The following is a 23,339-nucleotide window of genomic DNA, read 5'->3' on the forward strand; positions in this document are numbered from 1 at the left end:
TTGCGTGTCCCAAGCCAGGGCTAGAAAGGCTCTGGCTTTTTATACGGTTGTTTCAGGAACAATAAATCCACTCCGTTGCAATGCTGCCCATACTTCCTCGCGTGTGGCGGGAATCTTGTGACAGGCCGCTAGCACGTCCTCCGCTTGGGCTGGATAAAATCCGTGGCGGTCTTCTGTGAGCCCAGCCAAGTCAAAGGGCGCTAGGGTAGCGTTTAGCGTTTCTGGCGTAGGGGTGCATCCCTGCTCGATTTCTGCCAGTAGCGCTTCTTGTTGTTGGACAAACTCCTGGTGGTCGGAGAGTAGAAAGCCCGGAATGCCGGTTTCTTTTTCGAGTCGCAGGCGGGTTTCCCGGAAGCTGGCGGCAGCGAAGTAGAGCTTGGAAAGCCCAGCAAAGGCCTCGGGCTGATTGAGCACGCGCCATAGGCCACCGATGAGCCGAGCTGTGTGGTCGAATTCGTGCAACGTAATCGTCTGGTATTGCTCAAGGGCTTCGGTTGGTGGAGCGCCGTTGTATTGACACAGCAGCGTAGCTAAACGCCAAACGCCCAGCAGGGTCAGCGGAATGCCAGTAGAAAGCAAGGGATCGAGGATGCCCACGCTACTGGGTAGCAGTGCCCAGTGCCGGCCAATCAGTTGCCGAAAGCACTCCGGGCGCTCGGGCAGCATGCGAAGCGGGTAGAGCGGTTGGGCATGGGCAAGCAAGGCCTGAAGGGAAGGATACCGCGTCAGCAGCTGCCGCCAACATGCTTCAGGGTCCTGATCCGGTAGGCGATCGGTGCGCAAGGTAAAGCCTAGGCTGGTGATCCCGTTATCGAAATGCAGCACCCAGGCCCAGCCTTCTTCGAGCAAGTGGTGCACTGCGGCGTCGTCAGGCATGTAGGGCCAGGCTTCCTGAGAAGAGGCTAGCCAGGCATCGGCGCGGGCAACCTGTCGAAAATGCGAAAAGATGGCCACACGTTCTGGAAGGTAGGGATGCGGTTCAGGCCTGAAGCCCATCTGGCGGGCCAGCCAGGCATGGGCTCCTGTGGCATCCACCACAAAGCGCGCCTCGAGCGTTTCCAAGCCCTCGGGTCCCTTAACGTTAAGCTTCATGCCGCATGCTGTTTCCGTAGCGTGTAGCGGCATGGTGTTTTCCAGGTATACGACGCCTGCGCGACAGGCTAAATCAACAAGGTGCTTATCGAAATCCGGCCGAAACCAGTGGGTGTCGGCAATGGCGTCATGCGGCGAGGCCGCCACAAGCAGATAAGCCCGCTGCCCATGCAATGTAGGCTTCCAGCCTTGTTCAGCTTGGTGCCAGAAGAACGTAAACCCCCGTTTTTTTCCTACAGGGAGTTCGGGATAATGGGCTTTCCAGGAACCATATTTTGAGAAAGGGAGCAGCTCCGGTACCTCAAACGTGCGTGCAATGCGCTCTAGGTATAAATTGGCCAGGGGCGTCGAAGACTCGCCGATCACAAAGCGGGGGTGTCGGCCTTTTTCAATAAGCACGACCGAGAACCCCTGTCGCTCGAGGAGCAGGGCCAGTAAAGATCCGGCAAATCCGCTCCCTAAAATGGCAAGGTCAAACTGTTTGCTCATGAGGCCATGCATTGGGTGCAGGGAACGGGCGGTTCCCAGTTTTGCGTTTGGTTGATGCGCGTAAAGCGCTGTTGTTGCAGGCGGGCGCAATTTGGACAGCTATAAAAGCGATGTAAATCCCACGTATCGAGCAGGCGCACTGGTGCGGGTTGCGTGAACAGATAGGCGGCAGCGGCTTCGATTTCTTCAGGGGTAGGTGGTGCGAACTGCCCGTTTTGTTGCAGCAGCTCCATGATCCCATTGCCGGAGCGTGTTGGAATAAGCACGACGGTTTGAATCCCGTTTTCCACAGCCCATTGCACCGTACGCTGCGTCCAGTATAAGGCTTCAGCTGGCGGAAGAAACGGGGGTTTGAGCAGGATAAAAGCCCGGATGAGCAGGTGGTGCGCGTGCAGCCAAGCTACAGCCCGATCTAACTGGCCGACAGTGAGTTGTTTGTTGAGCGCTTCAAGCACGCCAGGATGGATGCATTCCACCCCAATAGCTACTTCGAGTTGACCTTCAAGAAGCGCCTGAAACTGCAGCGTACGCGAGCCAAGCAAGGCAGGGTGCGACTCCACGATGACGCGGCGGCATGCGCGAACGCGCTCGGCAATACCGGCATAAGCTGCAGGAGGGATGGCTAGCCGGTCGAAGAAGCTTCCGCTGTTGTAAAGCTTGACAGCGTCGGCTTTGGGCAGCTGCATGAGGGCGTGGTCGAGCTGATGGAGCAGCTGGGTTGCACTTACTGGGGCGATCGTTGTGTGCTGCCACAGGTCACACATGGTGCACGTCCATGGGCACTCTCGGTTTGTCAGAAAAATGACATTGACCCGCTCTAGGCGACCATCGGGGGCCCGCTCCAGTTCGTGATGAAAACCCTGCGGCCGCCACGGATCAACCGCAGCTCGAGCAGGCCGTAGCTGACGAATAAGCCGGGTGCGCTCCAGTGGCCTGAGTGTTTCCCAGTGCATGAGCTCGATCATGCCGCAAAGAGATCTTCTACCATGCGTCGGAGCTGCCGCTCAGCGGGGATCAGGTCTCGCAAGCGAGTGGGGGGCAAGGCCCCATGCTGGAAGCGACGTTTTTCAAAAATTGGCATTTCCATGCCCGTTATGGCTTTAACACCATGGTAGACCACGGCGCCTTTAAGCTGGTACAGCTTGGCCTTGTCGTAGCCGGTTAGCGCAGCAAAAGGAATTTTCTCGGCCACTTCAATTACACTTGGGCGCGTATACGGACTAAAGCCCGTAAATCCAAAATGCCGATTGATCGCGAACGTACGCGTATAGGCGCGACTGAGGCCGCCTGTATAGGTCAGCGAATGCTTGAGCTTATCTACTCCCCAACCCTCGTGATACAACAGCGGATTGTTGATAATGCTATAAACAGTGAGTTCGGGGTTGTGCTCGATGGGATAAGCCCGAAGGTTTTCGTCGCCTCCTTCACCGTCGAGCAAGTACTTCCAGTCGGGGTAGCGTTTGCGCAATGCCTGGGCTAAGGCATAGTGCATGGCAGCCGACTCGATATCGAGCGGCTTATAGTCTTCTACCAAGCGAACCACTTCACGCAAGTCGATCCCTGCAAGGTCCGTCTCAACGGGCTCCCAGAACAGCTCCAGTCCGAGTGTTTTTAGGAAAGTGAAGGCTTGGTCCCGGTCTGCTCCACCCCCGAGGTCGAGTGTAAAAGCTTTTAGGCGAGCAGGGTTCATGCCCAGTGACAAGAGGGTGTGGTAGGTAACCAGAAACACAGAGCCGCTGTCAATACCGCCAGAAAAGGTTACGCCAATTGGGGCATCGGCTGGGATGCTGAGCAACCAGCGTCGGATTTCCTCCTGAAGCGCGCCAATGTAGTAGCGGCCAATGGTAGGCAGATCGGGCGGTAGGGTTTCTTGAGGAATCTCAAAAAAGCGTGTATAAGCCGGTGCCGGGTCCGGGCAGCCAATCAGCTCCAGCGTTACCACATAGTGTGCTGGGACCATCCGCGTGTAGCTGGGATGGAACTGATCAGCAAAACCAACAGATTGCAACCATTGGTAGATTTCTTCAATCCGATGGGCTACGACCAGGGCAGGTCCATCTTCACGCTTGGCTAGAAAATAGCGCATGGGCCGATCCATTGAGCGTGCCAGCCGCACCGTCTTGCCGTCGCGTGCTACGAGCGCAAACGAACCCTCGATGGCACGAACAGCGGCTGGGTCACCCGAGCGCACGCGCGCGCGTGCTTCATCGAGGGTCATGTTTAGGATATGATTAAGTCCGGGGTCTGTCAGGTCGATCACGTCTTCGATGTAGCGGGGTCGAAGCATGGCTGCTTGGGCAGTTGGTGGTCGGGGTCGCCAAGTTTGAGACAAAATAGTACAATTCTTCGGCTGCCTCATGCAAGGCAAAAGGGTTGGCAGCCGGTGCATCTTATGCTGAACATGTGCGGTTCGTAGCAAGCTGCCCGATAAGGACTTGCAACATCAAGTTGCGCATTGTAGCATATTGCAAGGTAAATCAAACTCAGAAAACGTTATGACACGTCTTGCTACAAGTGGGCTTGTTATGCTGCTTTTGGTCGGCGTAGCCTGGGCGCAATCTGCTAAGCGTGTGGATTCGCTGCTGCAGGCGATGACACTGGCCGAAAAGATTGCGCTGCTCCATGGGGCAATGGATCCGACCGGTGAAGCGGGGGCTGGCTACGTGCCTGGTGTGCCGCGGCTAGGTATTCCGCCTATGCGTTTGACCGACGGTCCTGCAGGTATTCGCACGCGGCATCCGGCTACGGCACTTCCGGCTCCTGTGGCGCTTGCGGCTACTTTTGAACCTGAGCTTGCCTATCGTTATGGCCGAGTCATGGGCCAAGAAGGGCGGGCACGTAAGCATGAAGTGCTTCTTTCCCCAATGGTTAACATCATCCGCGTACCTGAAGCTGGCCGCAACTTTGAAACCTTTAGCGAAGATCCCTTGCTTTCGGCGCGCATGGTAGCAGCCGAAGTTCGCGGCATTCAGGACGCAGGACTCATGGCCACGGTGAAGCATTATGCAGCGAACAACTTTGAAAACGACCGCATGCGGGTCAATGCAGTGGTGGATGAACGGGCGCTTCGGGAAATCTACCTGCCCGGATTCGAAGCGGCGGTCAAGGCCGGTGTAGCCGCTGTAATGTGTGCCTACAATAAGGTTAACGGCGCCTATGCCTGCGATAATGAGCACTTGCTTAGTCAGATCTTGCGCGAAGAGTGGGGTTTTGAGGGGTGGGTTATGACCGATTGGTTTGCCTGGCATAGCTTGGAGTCGCTTGCCAAGGGGTTGGATCAGGAAATGCCGGGCTTTACCCTGCGATTTGGTGGTTCCAATATGTCGTTAGCGCCGGCCGTGTTTGCCGATTCGCTGCTTGCAGCTGTCACTTCAGGGCGTATAGATGAGGCATTTGTAGATCGCGCCGTGCGCCGCATTCTGCTGCAGATGGCACGTTTTGGATTGCTTGAAGGCGCGGCCAGTTCTCCGGCGGAGATCGATGTTGAGGCGCATGCCGCTCTTGCCCGCGAAGTAGCCGAGGCCGGGGCAGTGCTGCTGCGCAATGAGCGCCAGACGCTGCCACTTACTGCTGAAGATCTATCCAATTTGGTTGTCGTTGGTCCGACAGCTACCCGGCCGCTTGTTGGAGGTGGGGGGAGCTCACGCGTTGTGCCTTTCCGCACTACAGCTGCCCTAACCGCCTTACAGGAACTGGCTGGGCCTTCTGCGCAGATTCGTTATGTGGCGGGCATTGACCTGGATGGGGTGGCGGTGCCTACCACTGTTTTGCAGACACCGGATGGCCGCCCAGGCTTGCAGCGTCAGGGCCCCGACGGCACAGTGCAGGTGGATGCTCAGCTTGACTTTACCGGCGAGCGGGCACTCCCGGCTGGTTCACAGTGGACTTGGACGGGTACGCTAACAGCCCCAGAAGCAGGCGAGTACGAACTCAAGCTGCAAACAGCTGGCGGCGTAGGCACGCTTACTGTTGACGGTCAGGTCGTGCTGCGTACAGGGATGTTTTTCAGTGATGCCAGCCTCATTCCCACAGCCGATGGTTTGGAAAATGCCACTTACCGGGTTGCTTTGCAAGCAGGTCAGCAGTTGTCGCTTGTGGTGCAGGTCTCCGGTCAACAGCCGTCGCTGCCTTTTCTCCCTGCCGAGCGCCAGCCGGTGCAGGTACGACTGGCTTGGGTGACTCCTCAGCGCCGTGCCGCTTTTTTGCAAGAAGCTGAGGAAGCAGCCCGTGCGGCCCGGGCCGCTATCGTCTTTGTACATGAAGAGGGCACCGAAGGGCGCGACCGTCCCTCACTGGCGCTGCATCCGGATCAGGATGCGATGGTCGAGACGGTAGCAGCAGCTAACCCGCGTACAACAGTGGTGCTGCATGTAGGTGCGCCAACGCTGATGCCTTGGGCCGATCGCGTTGGCGCCATCTTGCTAATGTGGTATCCTGGCCAAGAGGGAGGCTGGGCTACGGCGAACTTGCTCCTGGGGCGTGCCAACCCCGCTGGACGGTTGCCTGTGACGTTCCCGCGTCGTGCCGAGGATGCACCAACGGCAGCACCTGAACGCTATCCTGGCGTGAATCTGACCGCCCGCTACGATGAGGGCATTTTCGTGGGGTATCGCTGGTACGATGCGCAGCGCATTACACCCCTTTTCCCCTTTGGCCATGGGCTTTCCTACACTACGTTTGCCTATGAAAACTTGCGTGTTGAGCCCGATGGCGATGGTTTGATGGTGCGCTTTTTTGTACGCAATACAGGCGATCGCCCTGGCAGCGAGGTGTCCCAAGTGTATTTGGGACCACCAGAGCATCCACCCGTACCTATGGCACCGCTACACCTGGCAGGATTTCAGCGTGTAACCCTCGCCCCAGGTGAAGCCAAAGAGGTGTCGATGCGCATCGATAGCCGAGCGCTGTCGTACTGGTCGGTGACTGACCACGCTTGGGTAAAAGCAACCGGGCGCCGACCGGTCTACGTGGGGGCTTCCTCGCGCGATTTGCGGTTGCAGACAACCATCGAGGTGCGTTAAGCTGCACCCTCAAGGGCAAAACGCGAAGGGGCCGTTCTTAGAGGAACGGCCCCTTGTTGCGCTGCCCGGGGAGGACTCGAACCTCCAACCCCCTGATCCAGAGTCAGGTGCTCTGCCAATTAAGCTACCGGGCAGTGGCAAAGCGTGCTATGCAATGCATAAAGCGCTACTCGGTTCCAAAGGGGTCTTTGATGCACTTCGCTCAAGGTTAGGGAACCTATGGGCGCTAAACGGGGTGTGGCTGCACTTAAGTTGGGTAGACAACTTGCCGTGCCGCAAATCCTTAAAGTCTTCTATGAAGAACCGGCAGCGCTGGAGCCAGAGACCCTTGTCTGGCCCCCTGTTGCGGGAGCGCCTTGTTACTATCGCGTATATCTAGCTGGAACGGATCTTGAACGCCTGCGCATCGGACTAACGGCGCTGCTGCCTGAGGCTTTTGTACCTCCGCTATGCCAAGTATTACAACACTGGCCTTTTTGGTGGCAGGTGGATGAGGGCGGTGATACGCATGTGCTGGAGGCTGACGTGCTAGGTCAGGTAGTGGCACAACCAGATGCAACAGCAGTACTCATTGGTGGAAAAACCGCAGTTTTGCCCGTTTTTCCTGCGCTCTTGGTAACTGCTGATCGCCAGGAAAGTCGTAAAACGCTGCAGGCATTGCTCAACGACGGTTGCTTGGTCGCGTTGCGAGAGCCAGCTCATCACGGCTACGACTGGCACTTGTTTGCCGACGTGCCGCTTTTAGCATCCTTTAAGACGGCGTTGCAGGCGCATCCTTGTCCAGCAGTGCGACGTTTTTTAGTGCCGTATTCCAAGGCCCGTACCGAAGAACGTTTTTACTTTGAGCAATGGATGCTGGATGGCCCCTCGCTGCCGGATTACATCCAGGAGATCTGACGGCGCGTACCGAAGCCGAGCGCTACATGGTGCGCTGTTTGGAACTGGCCTTTCGCGGGGCTGGGCACGTGAGTCCTAATCCTATGGTGGGGGCTGTGCTCGTGGGTGCTAACGGTCAGGTGCTTGCTGAAGGGTGGCATCACACCTACGGCGGTCCGCATGCCGAGCGCATCGCTATTGAAGAAGCATTGCGTCGGCATGGGCCGGAGGCGCTGCGGCAGGCAACCCTATACGTTAATCTGGAACCTTGTGCGCATTATGGTAAAACGCCGCCATGCGCAGACTTCATCTTGGCCCATGGCATTCCGCGTGTGGTGGTGGGTATGGTCGACCCATTTCCACAGGTAGCAGGTCGCGGTATTGCGCGGTTGAGAACCCATGGGGTGCAGGTAGAGGTGGGTGTGCTGGAGGCGATTTGCAGGCGTTTTAATGAAGCTTTTGTACATCACGTCCAAACAGGTCGGCCGTTGGTAACACTGAAAATGGCGCAGACGCTGGATGGTTTTGTGGCTACGCGGGCAGGCCAATCCCGCTGGATTTCGGGTAAGGCAGCGCGCGTGCTGGTGCACCACTGGCGGGCCGTGCTTGACGGGGTGTTGGTAGGTAGCACTACAGCCGCGATGGATGATCCAGCCTTGACCGTGCGACACGTAGAGGGCCGGCAGCCTGTGCGCATTGTGCTTGACCGGACTGGAACGCTGCCACCAACACTCCGGGTCTTTACGGATGAACAGGTAGCCGCCACGCTAGCCGTTGTGGGGCCAGCGGTTCAGCCTGCTTATGCGCAATCCTTAATGCAAAAAGGGGGTAGGTTGTGGCAGCTGCCGCTACAAGCAGGCCATCTAGATTTAGCCGTGCTTTTGGAACGTTTAGGGCGTGAAGGAGGCCTAGAAGGGCGCCCCATGCAGTCGGTGCTTGTCGAAGCGGGGCCACGCTTGGCTACGGCCTTGCTTTGCCAGAGGCTAGTAGATCGGTTTTTCCTGTTTGTGGCGCCACGGCTGTTTGGTGGGGGCATAGCTTTGCTGAACGATTTAGGCATACGGCAAATCGAGGAAAGCATAACGTTTGCCCTACATCGATGGACTGAAGTGGGCGAAGACCTACTGTTTATAGGCTACCTGCGAGCCTGAGCTTCAAGCAGCTGCTACGGTTTGCTGCATAAGCATTTGGGTTAGGCGTCGCCGCAATGCCGGTAGGTCAACATAGATGGCACTGGGTGGGAACGGTACGTCTAGCACAGGAATGCCCTGCTGGAGATAAACCACGCGACGCGTTGCCGGGAGCGAGGCGTCGGCAACCAAGCCCAAAAGGCGTGAGGCATGAGGAGTAACGACTTCAGTTTCGCCCACCACAATCGCCTCGTAGCCCATCGACCAAAGCACGATGCGGAACAGATCGATTACATGTGGATCGCGCAGGTGCAAGTGAACGATGCCGCGCATGCGCACAGGCAGACTTGGAGGCGCTTCAGGCTGCGTGACGCCTTCTAAAAGCGACTCGATATGGGCCAGTTCTTCTAGAAGCTGATGTACCTGATCGACAAATCGATCAAAAGGCAGACGGCGATGTGGAGGCATGGGGCCAGTTCGAAGCGTTGTAAAGGCATTCCCGCTTTCGCCTAGGCCCAGGCGCTTCGCCAGCTCGTTTGCCTCGTAGACCAGTTCCGCTGTAGTACGTGTAGCCGGAGGCTGCTCGGCGTGATGCTCGGCTACCGCTTGGGCCAGTGTATCGGGAAGGTGCCAGTGCAAACAGAGGGCGTAGCCAGCTACAGCGTGGTCGACTTCAAACAGCTCTCGTTCCAAAACATGCAATGGCTCAGGGCCTTGACGTGCCGCCAGCAAAGCCTGGGCATAGACTACCCCATGGTGGGTTAGGAGCACGAGCTTGCCAATGTCGTGCAAAAGTCCCGCGACAAAGGCTTCCTCACTGTTGGCGCAATGCAGGGCGCGGGCTAGTTCACGGGCCAGCAGAGCTACCGTGATGCTATGCCGCCAAAACGCCGAAGGATCGCCTGGCCATTGCTTAAGCAGGTTACGCTTCAAATTTAACACAGAAATGCCTAAAGCCAGGTTGATCACGGCTTCATGACCCAGCAGCACAATGGCCTGCTGCACGGTCTGCACACGCCGCGAGACACCGTAAAAAGCCGAATTCGCAGCCCGAAGCATACGGGCGGTTAGCGCTGGGTCCGACTCGATCACCTGGATAACTTTGCGAAAGTCTACCTCAGGTTCACGAGACAAGGCCAGCAGGCGTTCGACGGCTGCCGGAAGCGGGGGGAGCGAACGAACACTCTCAAGAATATAGTCGGGAATTGGGGCGGCCATCGTTAGCTACGATTTGTAATTCCCGGAGGGTAAGAGCGTAACGGAAGTCCTCCACGTGTCAAGTTTCGGCTGTTTAGAAAAAACCGAAACTTACGGACGTCGTTAAGGTACCTTCCCGCTACGTATGCCCTTTTTAACAAGAACTATGCCTAGGGTGAAAGGGTCGTGTTTACGGGCATTATCGAAGAAGTGGGGCGTGTGCAGCAGGTCGAGCCGCTGGGTGGAGGAATGCGGCTGACGGTTGCGGCACCGATGGCACAAACGCTACGCCCCGATCAAAGTGTAGCGGTCAATGGGGCATGCCTGACGGTAGTGTCGGCCAGCGCATCGCACTTTGAGGTTGTGGTGGTAGAAGAGACGCTGCGTAAAACTACTTTAGGCGACCTAACACCTGGGATGCCGGTTAACCTGGAACGGGCGCTTCAGGTTGGGGCGCGGCTGGATGGCCATTTTGTACAGGGTCATGTCGATACGATTGGTGAGGTGCTCGAAATCATCCCAGAAGCTACAGGTCGCCTTTACCGCATTCGTTTTCCGGAAGCTTTTCGGGCGTATGTGGTGCCTACCGGGTCAATCGCTCTTGATGGCATTAGTCTGACCGTAGCCCGTCTCGAAAGCGATACGCTAACGGTCGCCATCATTCCCCATACGTTGGCAAAGACCAACGTGTCGACCTGGCAGCCTGGTAGCCGTGTCAACATCGAATTCGATGTGCTCGGTAAGTACGTTGTTGCTTGGCTTACGCAACGCGAGGACCCAAGCTTTGAGCGCTTGCGTTCTTTACTTCCCAAAGGTGCTTAAGACGCGTGGGTTATGAACCTGATTCCAGACCTGGAAATTTTGGATGAGTTGGATGCGCCTCGGCTGACAGCCCAGGAGAGCGAAGGGGCGCGCAAAGTATATATCGAAACCTACGGCTGCCAAATGAACGTCTCCGATTCGGAGATCGTGGCGGCCATCTTGCGGGCGCACGGTTTTGGGTTGACACGCAACCCAGAGGAAGCCGATGTGGTGCTGCTTAACACCTGCGCCATTCGGGAAAATGCGGAACAAAAGGTGCGTCATCGCCTCGATGTGTTTCGGGCCCATAAACGCAAACGCCGCCCAGGCTTGCAAATTGGCATCCTGGGATGCATGGCTGAGCGGTTACGCCACAAGCTACTTGAGCAAGAGCAGCTGGTAGACTTGGTGGTAGGGCCGGATGCCTATCGAGAGCTGCCACAGCTACTTGAAGCAGCGGAAACCACAGGCCAAGCCGCGGTCAACGTTCAGCTCTCGCGTGAAGAGACGTATGCCGATATTGCCCCGGTCCGCTACGACTCCAACGGCGTGACGGCCTACGTGTCGATCATGCGCGGCTGCGACAACATGTGCGCCTTTTGCGTGGTGCCATTTACGCGTGGTCGCGAGCGCAGCCGACCGGTCCAAAGTATCCTGGACGAATGTGCACGCCTGGTCGAAGAGGGCTACCTAGAAGTGACCGTGCTGGGGCAAAACGTCAATTCTTACCGCTACGTTGCCGATGGCACGGTAGTCACCTTTCCAGAACTACTTTACCGGATCAGTCGGATTTCGCCGGAGCTGCGCGTGCGCTACTCCACCAGCCATCCTAAAGACTGCTCCGACGAGCTGCTTTACGTGCACCGCGAGTGTCATAACGTATGTAATTACATTCACTTGCCAGTTCAACATGGCAATACCGATGTGCTGCGCCGCATGCGTCGCACCTATACGCGGGAACAGTACCTAGCGCTTATTGAACGCGCCCGGCGCATTGTCCCTGGCATTGCACTTTCGACCGACGTTATTGCAGGATTTTGCGGAGAAACCGAAGCGGAACATCAAGATACGCTCTCGCTGCTTGAGCAGGTGCGTTTCGACCACGCCTACATGTTTCTCTACTCAGAGCGCCCGGGAACCTACGCTGCCCGTAAGTACAAGGACGATGTGCCCTTGGAGGTCAAAAAGCGGCGCTTGCAGGAAATCATTGAATTGCAAACCCGCATTTCGCTTGAAAACAACCGCAAGGAAATCGGCCGCGTGCATACCGTTTTAATTGAGGGTCCAGCGAAGCGTGGATCAGATCAGCTTTGCGGCCGTACCGACACAAACAAAATGGTGGTCTTTGACCGGCAGACGTTTCATGCGGGCGAGTATGTGTTGGTGCGGATTACCGGCTGCACCTCGGCCACGCTGTTTGGCGATCCCCTAGCGCGCACGACGCTGGCTGAAGCTGCACGCGTGGAAACAGGCCGGCTTTGAAGCCTGTCACCACTCTGTGACAACCTGACAGGGCATGTTTTGGTATTTTATCCCACAAGGCTCCTTGTCAGAAGCTCGTAAGCGTTTACGCTAAACATGATATGGATCGGGAAGCCATTCAGCAGCGCTTTGGGATTATCGGGCAATCGCAGGCCATCCGCAATGTGATCGATCGCGTTCGTTTGGTAGCGCGCACCGATATTACCGTATTGCTTCAAGGCGAAAGCGGTGTAGGTAAAGAATTGCTGGCGCATGCGATTCACGAAATTAGTCCACGGCGGCATGGGCCTTTTGTGATTGTCAACTGCGGGGCTATTCCAGAAGGATTGATCGAGTCGGAATTGTTTGGCGCCGAAAAAGGTGCTTATACAGGTGCAGTTGAACGCCGTAAGGGATACTTTGAGGAAGCCGATGGCGGGACGATCTTTTTAGATGAGATTGGCGAGATGCCCTTGGCAGCGCAGGTGCGTCTGCTCCGCGTCTTGGAGACCGGAGAGTTTAGTCGCGTAGGATCTAGCCGCCCGATCAAAACCGATGTGCGGGTGATTGCAGCTACAAACAAAGACCTGGCTAAAGCCGTTCGTGCAGGCCTCTTCCGGGAGGATCTTTATTACCGCATTAGTACCGTTGTTATTGAAATTCCGCCGCTTCGGGAGCGACGCGAAGACATTTTGCCGCTGTTTGAGTACTTCTTGCAGCGGGCAGCGCAGCGCTATAGTACGCCAATGCGGCGTCTGGATGAGGGAGCGCGGCAACTCCTGCTGCGCTACCACTGGCCGGGCAATGTGCGCGAACTGCGCAACGTGGCCGAGCAGGTAGCAGTGCTGCTCAACAAGCCTATCATCAGCGCTGAAGATCTGCGTTCGCTTTTGCGGGGGGTAAGCACAGGGCGTAGCCTAATCCCAATGCCTCGCCTTTCAGGACAAGAAGGTCAAGATGCCCGAGAGCGAGAGCTTATCTACCGGCTGCTACTGGAGTTGCGGCTAGGCGTGCAGGAAATCAAGGCATTGCTCCATCGCCTGGTAGGTGAACAGATACCAAGACCTGAACAGCTGCCGGCACCGATGAAGCATTTCTCGCCCCCTAGCTCGGTTTGGGCAGAGGCAGAAGATGCCGCATTTGTCGAAGACGTTCCCTTTGAGGAAGCGGACGAAATCGACTACGAACCGCTTCATCCTACGCCGCAACAGGAAACAGCGCAGACTGAGGCGGCAAGCAGTGCAGCTGCTCAAGAGAACACCGCTGCTTTAGGCTCGCTAAACGGGGAAAAACTCCCCACGCTGGCCGAAGCGGAGCGATGGCTGATTGTTGAAGCACTGAAGCGTTATAAGGGCAATCGACGACAGGCTGCTAGGGCTCTGGGTATTAGCGAGCGCACGCTTTACCGCAAGCTCAAAGAGATCGATGAGGCGTTTTAGCAGATACCGGCTGGGCATCGGATTGCTGCTGGTCGGGTTAAGCGGTTGTGCCTACTATAGCTTTACCGGCGCAACCATTCCCACGCATCTGCGCACCATTGCCATCCCACTGGTAGAGGATCGTTCTAGCAGTCCGTTTGCGAACTTAGACCAACAGCTGACCAACCTGCTGATCGATCGTTTTGTGAACCAGACGCGCCTGTCGCTGGAGCCAGAACCTGGATCGGCCGATGCGCTGCTTGAAGTGCGCATCGATCGCTACACCAATGAACCTACCGCTGTAGGGGGGGCCGAACAGGCCGAACGCAACCGCGTGACAATCACCGTTACCGTACGCTACGTCGATCAGGTAAACGACCAAGAATTGCTTGCGCGCAGCTTCTCTGCTTTTGAGGAATACGATCCAGTAAGGCAAGGACTGGCAGGAGAAGAAGAGGCTGTCCAGGTTGTGCTGCGTAACCTGGCAGATGATATTTTCGCAGCAGCTACAGCCAATTGGTAAGTACCTGGCAAGACGGCAGCATTCGTTGTATCTTGTGTTCGATTGGCAATCTGCCCGGCCAAAACCATGGCGCTTCCAGACCTGCGCGATGCGCTACGTTACATTGAAACAGGACAGCCCCGCCAGGCGCTGGTGCTGCTCTACCCACTGGTAGAGCGCTTTCCAGCCTGGAGTGCAGCCCAGCTGCTTCTGGCTCGGGCCTTGGAGGCCGATGGAAGATGGGACGAGGCATTGGAAGTCTGGCAGCGACTTGCGTTTTGGTTGCCCGAGAGTCCTGTGGTGCAGCAAGGCTTGCGCCGTGCTTTGCGACAGCTTACGCTGCCAGAAGCCCCCTCAGATGCCCTTACGTCTGCGCTGCCCGACCCTGCCCTGGCACAATTACCCGAACCGCTTCGCCAGCTTGCGCAAACAGCTCCAACTGAAGCGAGCTCGGCGCTTACGCAAACCGATGATTTGGACATAGACCGACTGATTGCCGAGCTGGAGTCGGCGCGCATTGTGCCCCGTCCCGACTTAGAAGATATCCCGCCACCGGAACTGGAGCAGGACGTCGACGACTTGGTTTCGGAAACGCTGGCGCGTATCTATGCGGCACAGGAACAGTACGCCGAGGCTGCCCGGGTCTATGAAAAGCTAGCCCAGCAACACCCTGAACGTGCCGAATCCTACCGTCAAAGGGCAGCAGAAATGCGCGCTAAGGCCGCGCAACAGACGGGCTAACAGGCTATGCATACGCCGTCATCTCTTCCCTTGTGCTGGCAGCGCCTTTGGCAGCGTGATGCACGGCACGTTGTGGGCTTGATGAGCGGCACCTCGCTCGATGGTATCGATGCCGCCTTGGTTTACGTAGCAGGCAGTGGACGTGGGCTTTCGCTTGAGCTCAAAGCCTTCGCGCACCGTCCCTTTCCTGAAGCATTGCGTGCGCTCCTGCTACGCAATAGCCAGCCAGGGCATTCTTCCGTACGTGACCTAGCGCTACTGAACGTACGCCTGGCGCAACTGTATGCCGAAGCCGTGCAAGACGTGTTGCACAAGGTTGGGTTACCCCTTGAAGCCCTAGACTTGGTTGGATCGCATGGGCAAACCGTGCATCATGTGCCTGAGCCAGTAGCCTGTGCGGGTGCAGAGGTAACGGCTACGTTTCAGCTTGGTGACCCTTCGATACTGGCAAACCTGCTGGGTGTGCCTGTGGTGGGCGACTTTCGACTGGCCGATATGGCCTTAGGGGGGCAAGGGGCGCCTCTGGTGCCTTACTTTGACTACGTGTATTTTGCACATCCTACCGAAACGCGTGGTTTGTTGAACATTGGGGGCATTGCCAACCTAACGGTGCTCCCAGCCAACGCGTTGCCAGACGACGTTTATGCCTTTGATACTGGACCAGGTAACATGCTGATTGATGCACTGGCTAAACGGCTTTGGGGCATACCCTACGATCCCGAAGGACAACATGCAGCGCAAGGGCGCGTCAACGAAAGCTTGCTTGCCAGTCTGCTCTGCGACCCATACTTTTTAAAACCACCGCCTAAGTCCACAGGTCGAGAGTACTTTGGGGAAGCCTTTCTAGAAGCCTACCTCGAGCAGGCAAGAACCGAGGGGATAACCGATCCCCATGACCAGATGGCTACGCTGACGGCACTGACGGCTGCGGCAGTTTACCAGGCTTATGCGCGTTACGTGCGCAAGCAGCATCCGTTGGATGTGCTTATCGTCTCGGGCGGTGGCGTTCATAACCACACGCTGATGGCGCTCCTTGAACGTTACTTTGCTCCTATTCCGGTGCGCACAACGGCCGACTACGGCTTGGATCCTGATGCTAAAGAGGCCTGCTGCTTTGCCGTGCTGGCCCATGAGCTGCTCAACGGCGTACCGACAAACCTACCCCGCGTAACTGGGGCCCGCAAAGCCACGCTATTGGGTAAGTTGTGCCTTCCAGCCTGAACGGTAACAACAATGAGTGAACCCTTTACGCCCATTCGTGAAGTTGGCGAATTTGGACTGATCGATCGGTTGCAAGCCATCTTGGGTGAACCTGCCGATCCGGACCTGATCATGGGCATTGGCGACGATGCCGCCGTTTATCGCCTGCCCGACCAAGAAACCGTGCATGTGATTACCAGCGATGCCCTGCTTGAGGGCGTGCATTTCGATCGGCTGATGACGCCCATGGAGCATCTAGGCTATAAGGCCATTGCGGTTAACGTAAGCGATGTAGTGGCCATGAATGCCGAGCCTAGGTATGCGACCATTACCTTAGGCCTACCTTCAAAGATTTCGGTTGAGATGGCCGAAGCTTTTTATCGAGGCATCCGGCGTGCCTGCGAAGCGTATGGACTAACCCTTGTAGGGGGCGATACCACGGCCGCGCATGCCCTGTGCATTTCCATTACCGTGGTCGGCGAGGCCCGGCTCGATGAGATCATCTTCCGACGAGGAGCCCGGCCTGGCGATCTGCTGTGCGTGACGGGCGACTTGGGCGCTGCCTACGCAGGGCTCAAGATTCTGCTGGAAGAACGTAAGGCGCTCAAAGAAGAGGGGCTAAACTACAAACCTGACCTAGAGCCTTTTCGCTATGTGATCCAGCGGCAACTGCTGCCGCAAGCTCGTCTTGACGTAATTCGGGATTGGCGTCAGCGAGGCGTGCGGCCGCATGCCTTGATCGATATCTCAGACGGTTTGGCTTCCGAAGTGCATCATTTGTGCCGGCACAGCGGCTGTGGGGCATTGGTCCATGCTGCGGCTATCCCTGTGGCCCTGGAAACACGCGACGTGGCTGACCGCTTTGCTGAAGATGTCGATACCTATGCCCTTTTTGGGGGCGAAGACTATGAGCTGCTTTTCGCCCTACCCCCTGATCAGCTGGAGCGGCTCGATCCGCTTTCTTTCAATGTTATCGGCGAATTTCTACCAGCAGAGCATGGGGTACAGGTACAAACGCCTGAAGGGGCCGTGATTCCGCTAGACCCCGCCGGTTATCAGCATTTCCGTCAAGAGGAAGATGGTGAAGCCGATTTGCTGGGATAAGCTAAAACAGCTGACCAAGCACGCTGCGGTCGTGCTCGTCGAGGTGGTTGAGGATTAAATGGCCCATGCGGTCCCGCTTGGTAAGCAGATAGCGCCGGTTGACCTCATTGGGCGGGATTTCAATCGGCACACGCTCGACGATTTCCAGCCCGTAGCCGGCCAAGCCTACGCGCTTGCGTGGGTTGTTGGTCATCAGGCGCAGCTTCCGAATGCCTAGGTCACGCAGAATCTGGCAGCCAATGCCATAGTCGCGATGGTCCATCTGGAAGCCCAGTGCTAGGTTGGCTTCAACAGTGTCCAGTCCCTGTTCGTCTTGTAGCTTGTAGGCACGGAGCTTATTGACCAAGCCAATGCCGCGTCCTTCTTGCTTCATATAGAGCACAACGCCTCGGCCTTCTGCTTCGACGCGGCGCATGGCTGCCGCAAGCTGCTCCCCACAGTCGCAACGTAAGGAGCCAAAAATATCGCCTGTAACGCACTGGGAATGGACGCGCACCAGCACGGGCTCGTCTTCCTGCCAAGATCCTTTCACAAGCGCTAGATGGACGTCGCCGGTGTAGCGCTCTTCGTAGGCAATCAGCCGGAAGTTCCCGTACTTTGTAGGCAGATCGACTTCAACAAGCCGATTGATCAGCCGCTCGGTGCGCATCCGATAGGCGATCAGATCTTTGATCGTAATTAAGCGCAATCCAAACTGTCGAGCCAGCGCCACGAGCTCGGGCACGCGGGCCATAGTACCGTCGTCGTTGAGAATCTCCACCAATACCCCTGCAGGGTAAAGGCCAGCCAACCGGGCTAGGTCGACAGCGGCTTCGGTATGGCCAGCGCGGCGCAACACGCCACCTGGGCGTGCCCGCAAGGGAAAGACATGGCCCGGACGGGCAAAGTCCGACGGGCGTGCTGTCGGATCGGCCAAAGCCCGGATGGTGGCGGCCCGATCGGCTGCAGAGATGCCTGTGGTGGTGCCGTGGCGATAGTCGACCGATACGGTAAAGGCCGTCTCGTGCAGGGCTGTGTTGGTGGGCGTCATGAGATCTAGGTCTAGCTCTACCGTCCGCTCTGGGGTGAGCGCCACACAGATCAGCCCCCGCCCGTATTTGGTCATAAAGTTGACCCATTCGGGCGTAATTTTTTCAGCTGCTCCAATAAAGTCGCCTTCGTTTTCCCGATCTTCATCGTCTACCACAATGACCAGTTTCCCTGCCCGAATGTCGGCAATCGCATCTTCAATCGTGTCAAACGGCGAAGCCGTGCCTTCCCCAGAAGCCGCGCAGCATGGTGGCGTAGATTCGTGGGGATTGAGTGGTTCAAAGGCCATATGGCATGCTCTTGGGCTTACTGCGCGAAGTTGAACCGATGGCACTGGCCCGAGTTCTCTGGGGGCTATTCTTTGGACAAAACGGTAGCAATGGCCGACTTTTCAACGCGCAGCTTGGTGTTGGTATCGACTTGCAGCAACAAGCTGGTTTCGTCGACCTGGGTAACGGTGCCGTGAATGCCGCCAATGGTTACCACCTTATCGCCTTTCTTTAACGCAGCGATCATCTTTTGGCGCTGCTCTTCTTTCTTTTTCTGGGGGCGAATGAGGAAAAAGTAAAACACGATAAAAATCAAAATCAGCGGCAAAAACGTCACCAGAGGGCTAGGGGCCCCATCGGCAGGTTGCGCTAGAAGCAGCACGTTGTACCACATAGAGGTTCGCGTAAGCTTGGTGAATGATTGCTGCTAAAATACGATAAGATGCCTTGAAAGAAACAACAAAAAAGGAAGGGCAAGCGAACCGTATCGCGCCGCTACAACCTCCTACCGTTGCTGCCTTCCGGCCCTGGCGGGGTTCAGAGGGAGCTGGCCGTACGGGACTTGCCCTTCCGGGCGCTACTCAACGAAGCGTATCGAACGGAGGTTCCGCCAGGCTATACCAAGCCAGCAGGGTCGATGTCGAGTGTCAGCCGATAACCCTGGGGCAGTGGTCCTGTAGCTTCAAGGGCCTGGCGCAACAGGGGCTGGAGTGCTGGTGCCTCAGGCTGGCGGGCAACCTTAATGAGTGTCTGGTAGCGGTAACGCCCCTGTAAACGTTCGTGCAGCGCAGGTCCTGGTCCCAAGACTTCGACGCAATGGTTGCCCGGCGTTTGGGCAAGCAACGTGCGGAATTGGGCTGTCCATGTCTGCAGTTGTTCCTGCACGCGTGCTTCGTCAGGGCCACTGCATTCGGTTATGGCCAAGCGGGCATAAGGTGGATAGCCAAGCTGCCGGCGCTCGGCCAGCAACTCGCGGGCCAGTCCGGCAAAATCGTGACGCAGCAAGTAGCGGAAGATGCGGTGGTTGGGGTTACGCGTCTGCAGCAGGACTTCGCCAGGGCGATCGGCACGCCCGGCCCTGCCGGCCACCTGCATGAGGAGCTGAAACGTGTGCTCTTCGGCCCGAAAGTCGGGTAGCAGCAGTCCTACGTCTGCATTGACCACGCCAACCAAGGTTACACGGGCAAAATCAAGCCCTTTGGCAACCATCTGTGTGCCAATCAGAATATCGGCTTCACCACGGCCAAAGCGATCCAGCAGTCGGTGATGCGCCCGCTTGGCGCGCGTTGTGTCCAGATCCATACGCAGGATGCGCGCTTCCGGAAAGTGCATCGTCAGTGCTTCTTCAACGCGCTGTGTACCTGCACCCAGCGGCAGGAGCGTAGGTTGGTCGCACTGGGGACATAGCGTGGGACGGCCTGTTGCATAACCACAGTAATGGCACCGAAGCTGGTGATGTACCTTGTGATAGGTTAACGTCACTGAGCAATGAGGGCAGTGGGGGGCCCAACCGCAGTGGGTACACTCCAAGACCGGTGCAAAACCGCGCCGGTTTTGCAGTAAAATAACCTGCTCGCCACGCTCAAGCCGCTCGGCAATGGCACGTGCTAACGGTGGCGAAAGAGGGCTGCCCTCTTGCAAGCGCGTGTGGCGCAAATCGATGATGCGAATGGTGGGCAAACGGGCTGGCTGCTGGCCTACGGTTGGGGCACGGCGCCGCATTTCTAGTAACGTGTACTTGCCACTGCGCGCATTGGCATAGCTTTCTAGGCTGGGCGTAGCTGAGCCTAAAATGCACACAGCCTGATTGTGACGGGCGCGATAGACCGCCACGTCGCGGGCGTGGTAGCGAGGCGCAGGGTCGAACTGTTTGTAAGAACGCTCGTGCTCTTCATCAACGACCAGCAATCCTAGATTCGATAGCGGGGCCAGTACGGCTGAGCGCGGGCCAATGACAATCGGATAGCGGCCTGCTCGGAGCTGGCGCCAGGTATCGTAACGTTCGCCATCGCTCATTCGGGAATGCAACACAGCGACCTCGTCGCCAAAATGCGCACGAAAACGCCGGACCGTCTGGGGCGTCAACGCAATCTCAGGAACCAGCACAATGCCTGTGCGCCCTTGGGCACGCACCTGTTTAAGTGCAGCAATGTAGACTTCGGTTTTACCGCTGCCGGTGACGCCGTGTAGCAAAAACGCCTCAAACCGTTGCGCGTTAATGGCAGCCTCAATGCGTTCCAGCGCGGCAGCCTGTTCAGGATGAAAGCTATATTGCGGTGGAGATGGAGGTGGTGGTTCGTCCTCTAGAGGCGAACGGATAACCTCTTTTTCAACGATTTCCAGCACGCCTAGGGCTACCAGGCGACGAAGTGTGGCTGCCGTGGCTCCAGCCCGTGCAAGCAAATCCCTTTGTGCCGGCTCGCTTTTGCCTTCAAGTTGGAAGGCCTCGAGCGCTTCAACTAAGGTGCGCTGCCGGATGCCCCGCAGCAGGTGCTGCAGCTGCGCTCGGGCTGCCGGCGCCTGATACGCTGGGGTAAAACGCACGTGCCGCTCAGTTTTAATCTGCACGCGAGGGGCGCTCAAGGCTTCCTCTATGCGGAGGTATCCTTTGGCTCGCAGTCGGTGCAGTAAAGCATAGGGGATCCTGCCCAGCGTCTGGCGCAAGTGCTGGATGGTTGTCCCAGGATGGGCTGTCACAAAGCGCAGGATTTCAGCTGCGCGGCCGTGCAGTTCTTTGAGAGGCTGTTGGGCCAAATAAAGTCGCTGCTGGCTTTCGACTTCAAGTCCAGGAGGAAGAGCTGCCCGGATCACCTCGCCCCAGCTGCACAGATAGTAGTCGGCCATCCATCGGGTCAGGTCAAGCAACTCTTCGGTTAGGACCGGCTCCGCATCCAATACGTCCAGAATAGGCTTTAAAGAGGTCGGGGGCGACTCGGGGGGATCAACCGGTACCACCACGCCAGTCAGGCGCCGGGTTCCAAACGGTACAAGCACGCGGCAGCCTGGTTGCGCCAGACCTTGAAAAGCCGGAGGCACACGGTAGGTAAAGAGCTGGTCAATGGGTAGGGGCAGGGCGACCTGCACCATGTCAGCGAGGGCCTTCATGGCTTATGCGCCGGCAGCCTTAGGCTTCCAGCAACAGGGCCTGCCGGAAGGCAGCCACATTCTGCGCAATAGGCAAACGTTGGTTAAAAATGGCGCTGCCGGCTACAATGACCGTGGCACCGGCACGTACGACCTCAGCTACGTTGTGCGGGTAGATGCCGCCGTCAACGGCAATATGGGCGTGTGAACCGATGGCATTCAGCAAACCCCGCAAGCGTTGCACCTTGGCTGTGCAGAAAGGGATATATTCCTGGCCGCCAAAGCCTGGATCCACTGTCATGACCAAAATGAGATCCACCAGAGGAAGGATTTCTTCCAAGGCGGAAAGCGGGGTGGCTGGGTTGAGCGCAACGCCTACCCGTTTGCCAAGCATTCGGATCTCCTCGAGGGCCCGGTGCACATGGGGGGTGGCTTCGACATGCACGGTGAGGTTGTCTGCCCCAGCGCGAGCAAAATCAGCCAGAAAACGCTCTGGCCGCTCTACCATCAGGTGAACGTCCAACACCGCCCCTAGCTCGTCGGCCAGCGGCCGCAAGGCCTCGACCACGAGCGGTCCCATCGTCAGGTTAGGCACAAAATGCCCGTCCATCACGTCGATGTGGATCCAGTCTGCACCAGCCTCGAGGGCGGCGCGGCACTGCTCCCCTAGGCGAGCAAAATCGGCCGACAAGATGGAAGGCGCCAGAATCATTTTAGAACAAGGCTACGCCGAGTGCAACAAGGATCACGTTGGCCAAGCCAATGGGCAGGAGGTACTTCCAGCCTAGCGTCATCAGCTGGTTATACTTGAAACGCGGGAAGGTCCAACGTACCCAGATGTACAAGAAGGCAAAGAAGCACGTTTTAGCCAAAAGCGAAAGGAACTGTAGCAGCCCCAGCCATAAGCTGCCCTCTAACGCTGGAAAGACGCTAAGGAGTAGGGGCTCAAAAGGCACCAAATACCCACCAAAGAAGAAGGTGGCAATCACAAACGAGGCAACGAACAGGTTGACGTATTCTGCCAGGAAGAACATGCCAAACTTCATACCGCTATATTCCGTGTGATACCCCCCGACCAGCTCTTGCTCGGCTTCAGGCAGGTCAAACGGTAGGCGGTTGGTCTCGGCAAAGGCCGTTACGATAAACACCAAGGCCCCAATCGGATTCGTAAACACGTGCCAGCCTAAAAGGGCCCATCCGTCGCGCTGGCTTTCAACGATGGCACTGACGTTCAGTGAGCCGGCTTGCAGCACAACCGAGAGCACAGCGGTACCCATCGCCAGCTCATAAGAAATCATCTGGGCCGAAGAGCGCAGCCCACCCAACAGGGAGTACTTGCTGTTAGAACTCCAGCCCGCTAGCGTAATGCCATAGACGCTGATAGACGTAAGGGCCAGAATCGCTAGTACCCCTACATCAATGTCAGCAATCACAACGCCACGGGCAAAAGGAATTAAAGCAGGCACCGTCATGGCGATCGTCACCATGATCAGTGGTGCCAGCCCATGAATGAACCGATTCGCCTGAGCGGGAACGATATCTTCTTTAAAGAGCAGCTTGACCACGTCAGCAAAAGGCTGCAAAAAGCCCACAGGTCCTACGCGATTGGGCCCGGGTCGGTGCTGAATAAAGCCTGAGATTTTACGCTCGGCATAAACGAGCACCGAAGCGGTTAAGAGCATTCCATTGATAATGAGAAACGCAATCAGCGCAGTCCAGTACAGCGGCAGCTCCATTGTATTTAAGAAGGCTTAGGGTTTGCACGTTTTTCGACACGCAGTTGCTTTCTTTGCAGGCGTGTCCTAACATCTGAAAGTACACCGCTGCAAGCCAGTTGTGCAACGCTTAGGCTGGTAGGGCAAGCGCACAAAGACCCAAGAGCGTATGCTTTTAGGGAGATTTCAACACACTGTAACCCTAGGCTT

Annotated in this window: 19 protein-coding genes, 1 tRNA gene and 1 other RNA gene; 10 read left to right on the forward strand and 11 right to left on the reverse strand. The window is 57.1% G+C overall.

The genetic code is table 11. From position 1 onward, the window contains the following. Nucleotides 1-39: 39 nt before the first annotated feature. Genes J8E65_RS07450 through J8E65_RS07460 form a run of 3 tightly spaced genes read right to left on the reverse strand, consistent with a single transcriptional unit; the run spans nt 40 to nt 3,868 of the window. A complete protein-coding gene (locus J8E65_RS07450) occupies nt 40-1,581 on the reverse strand; it encodes an NAD(P)/FAD-dependent oxidoreductase (RefSeq protein ID WP_210375137.1) in 1,542 nt (513 codons plus the stop codon). Further along, complete coding sequence (locus J8E65_RS07455) at nt 1,578-2,546, reverse strand: archaeosine biosynthesis radical SAM protein RaSEA (protein ID WP_210375138.1); 969 nt, start codon at nt 2,544-2,546, stop codon at nt 1,578-1,580. The genes J8E65_RS07450 and J8E65_RS07455 overlap by 4 nt, the downstream gene beginning before the upstream one ends. Then, nucleotides 2,543-3,868, reverse strand: a complete 1,326-nt coding sequence (locus J8E65_RS07460) for an asparagine synthase-related protein (protein ID WP_210375139.1) — start codon at nt 3,866-3,868, stop codon at nt 2,543-2,545. Before J8E65_RS07460 ends, J8E65_RS07455 begins: the two co-directional genes overlap by 4 nt. Before the next feature lie 208 nt (nt 3,869-4,076). On the opposite strand from J8E65_RS07460, the gene J8E65_RS07465 reads away from it, so the two are divergent. Next, on the forward strand, nt 4,077-6,602 hold the full coding sequence (locus tag J8E65_RS07465; RefSeq protein ID WP_210375140.1) for a glycoside hydrolase family 3 protein: 2,526 nt from the start codon (nt 4,077-4,079) through the stop codon (nt 6,600-6,602). A 61-nt stretch (nt 6,603-6,663) separates the two neighbouring features. Here J8E65_RS07465 and J8E65_RS07470 read toward each other — a convergent pair. Then, nucleotides 6,664-6,736: transfer RNA gene (locus J8E65_RS07470), tRNA-Gln, on the reverse strand. Nucleotides 6,737-6,821: 85 nt separating this feature from the next. Between J8E65_RS07470 and J8E65_RS07475 the strand changes: the two genes are divergently transcribed. Continuing rightward, nucleotides 6,822-7,499, forward strand: a complete 678-nt coding sequence (locus J8E65_RS07475; protein ID WP_237181773.1) for a hypothetical protein — start codon at nt 6,822-6,824, stop codon at nt 7,497-7,499. Then, entirely contained in the window at nt 7,451-8,629 is a 1,179-nt protein-coding gene (gene ribD / locus J8E65_RS07480) for a bifunctional diaminohydroxyphosphoribosylaminopyrimidine deaminase/5-amino-6-(5-phosphoribosylamino)uracil reductase RibD (protein ID WP_210375141.1), read from the forward strand. The genes J8E65_RS07475 and ribD overlap by 49 nt, the downstream gene beginning before the upstream one ends. A gap of 3 nt (nt 8,630-8,632) precedes the next feature. Here the strand turns inward: ribD and J8E65_RS07485 are convergent, their stop codons facing one another. Continuing rightward, complete coding sequence (locus J8E65_RS07485) at nt 8,633-9,826, reverse strand: HDOD domain-containing protein (RefSeq protein ID WP_210375142.1); 1,194 nt, start codon at nt 9,824-9,826, stop codon at nt 8,633-8,635. A gap of 165 nt (nt 9,827-9,991) precedes the next feature. Here J8E65_RS07485 and J8E65_RS07490 point away from each other — a divergent pair, with 165 nt between their 5' ends. The 7 genes from J8E65_RS07490 to thiL all read left to right on the forward strand — a co-directional run bounded on the left by J8E65_RS07490 (nt 9,992) and on the right by thiL (nt 17,032). Next, nucleotides 9,992-10,627: a riboflavin synthase gene (locus J8E65_RS07490; RefSeq protein ID WP_210375143.1), complete on the forward strand. Its 636-nt coding sequence runs from the start codon at nt 9,992-9,994 to the stop codon at nt 10,625-10,627. A 12-nt stretch (nt 10,628-10,639) separates the two neighbouring features. Beyond that, a complete protein-coding gene (gene miaB, locus J8E65_RS07495; protein ID WP_210375144.1) occupies nt 10,640-12,088 on the forward strand; it encodes a tRNA (N6-isopentenyl adenosine(37)-C2)-methylthiotransferase MiaB in 1,449 nt (482 codons plus the stop codon). A gap of 101 nt (nt 12,089-12,189) precedes the next feature. After that, the gene (locus J8E65_RS07500) at nt 12,190-13,506 is read left to right on the forward strand and encodes a sigma-54 interaction domain-containing protein (protein ID WP_210375145.1); all 1,317 of its coding nucleotides are present in this window, start codon (nt 12,190-12,192) and stop codon (nt 13,504-13,506) included. After that, a complete protein-coding gene (locus J8E65_RS07505) occupies nt 13,493-14,008 on the forward strand; it encodes an LptE family protein (protein ID WP_210375146.1) in 516 nt (171 codons plus the stop codon). Before J8E65_RS07500 ends, J8E65_RS07505 begins: the two co-directional genes overlap by 14 nt. A gap of 66 nt (nt 14,009-14,074) precedes the next feature. Next, nucleotides 14,075-14,728, forward strand: coding sequence for a tetratricopeptide repeat protein (locus tag J8E65_RS07510; RefSeq protein ID WP_210375147.1), 654 nt, complete (start codon nt 14,075-14,077; stop codon nt 14,726-14,728). A 6-nt stretch (nt 14,729-14,734) separates the two neighbouring features. Continuing rightward, entirely contained in the window at nt 14,735-15,949 is a 1,215-nt protein-coding gene (locus J8E65_RS07515; RefSeq protein ID WP_210375148.1) for an anhydro-N-acetylmuramic acid kinase, read from the forward strand. 12 nt (nt 15,950-15,961) lie between these two features. Next, the gene (gene thiL, locus J8E65_RS07520) at nt 15,962-17,032 is read left to right on the forward strand and encodes a thiamine-phosphate kinase (RefSeq protein ID WP_210375149.1); all 1,071 of its coding nucleotides are present in this window, start codon (nt 15,962-15,964) and stop codon (nt 17,030-17,032) included. 1 nt (nt 17,033) lies between these two features. Here thiL and J8E65_RS07525 read toward each other — a convergent pair whose 3' ends face one another. The 6 genes from J8E65_RS07525 to nuoH form a co-directional block, all read right to left on the reverse strand. Then, entirely contained in the window at nt 17,034-18,350 is a 1,317-nt protein-coding gene (locus tag J8E65_RS07525; protein ID WP_237181774.1) for a bifunctional 3,4-dihydroxy-2-butanone-4-phosphate synthase/GTP cyclohydrolase II, read from the reverse strand. Nucleotides 18,351-18,415: 65 nt separating this feature from the next. Beyond that, nucleotides 18,416-18,724, reverse strand: coding sequence for a preprotein translocase subunit YajC (yajC, locus tag J8E65_RS07530; RefSeq protein WP_210375150.1), 309 nt, complete (start codon nt 18,722-18,724; stop codon nt 18,416-18,418). 74 nt (nt 18,725-18,798) lie between these two features. After that, nucleotides 18,799-18,898, reverse strand: an RNA gene (gene ffs, locus J8E65_RS07535) — signal recognition particle sRNA small type. Nucleotides 18,899-18,945: 47 nt separating this feature from the next. Beyond that, complete coding sequence (priA, locus tag J8E65_RS07540) at nt 18,946-21,435, reverse strand: primosomal protein N' (RefSeq protein ID WP_210375151.1); 2,490 nt, start codon at nt 21,433-21,435, stop codon at nt 18,946-18,948. Between the two features lie 19 nt (nt 21,436-21,454). Next, nucleotides 21,455-22,126, reverse strand: coding sequence for a ribulose-phosphate 3-epimerase (gene rpe, locus J8E65_RS07545; RefSeq protein ID WP_210375152.1), 672 nt, complete (start codon nt 22,124-22,126; stop codon nt 21,455-21,457). 1 nt (nt 22,127) lies between these two features. After that, nucleotides 22,128-23,150: an NADH-quinone oxidoreductase subunit NuoH gene (gene nuoH / locus J8E65_RS07550; protein WP_210375153.1), complete on the reverse strand. Its 1,023-nt coding sequence runs from the start codon at nt 23,148-23,150 to the stop codon at nt 22,128-22,130. Nucleotides 23,151-23,339: the final 189 nt, after the last annotated feature.

The sequence above is a fragment of the Rhodothermus bifroesti genome, assembly GCF_017908595.1.
Lineage (GTDB): Bacteria > Bacteroidota > Rhodothermia > Rhodothermales > Rhodothermaceae > Rhodothermus > Rhodothermus bifroesti.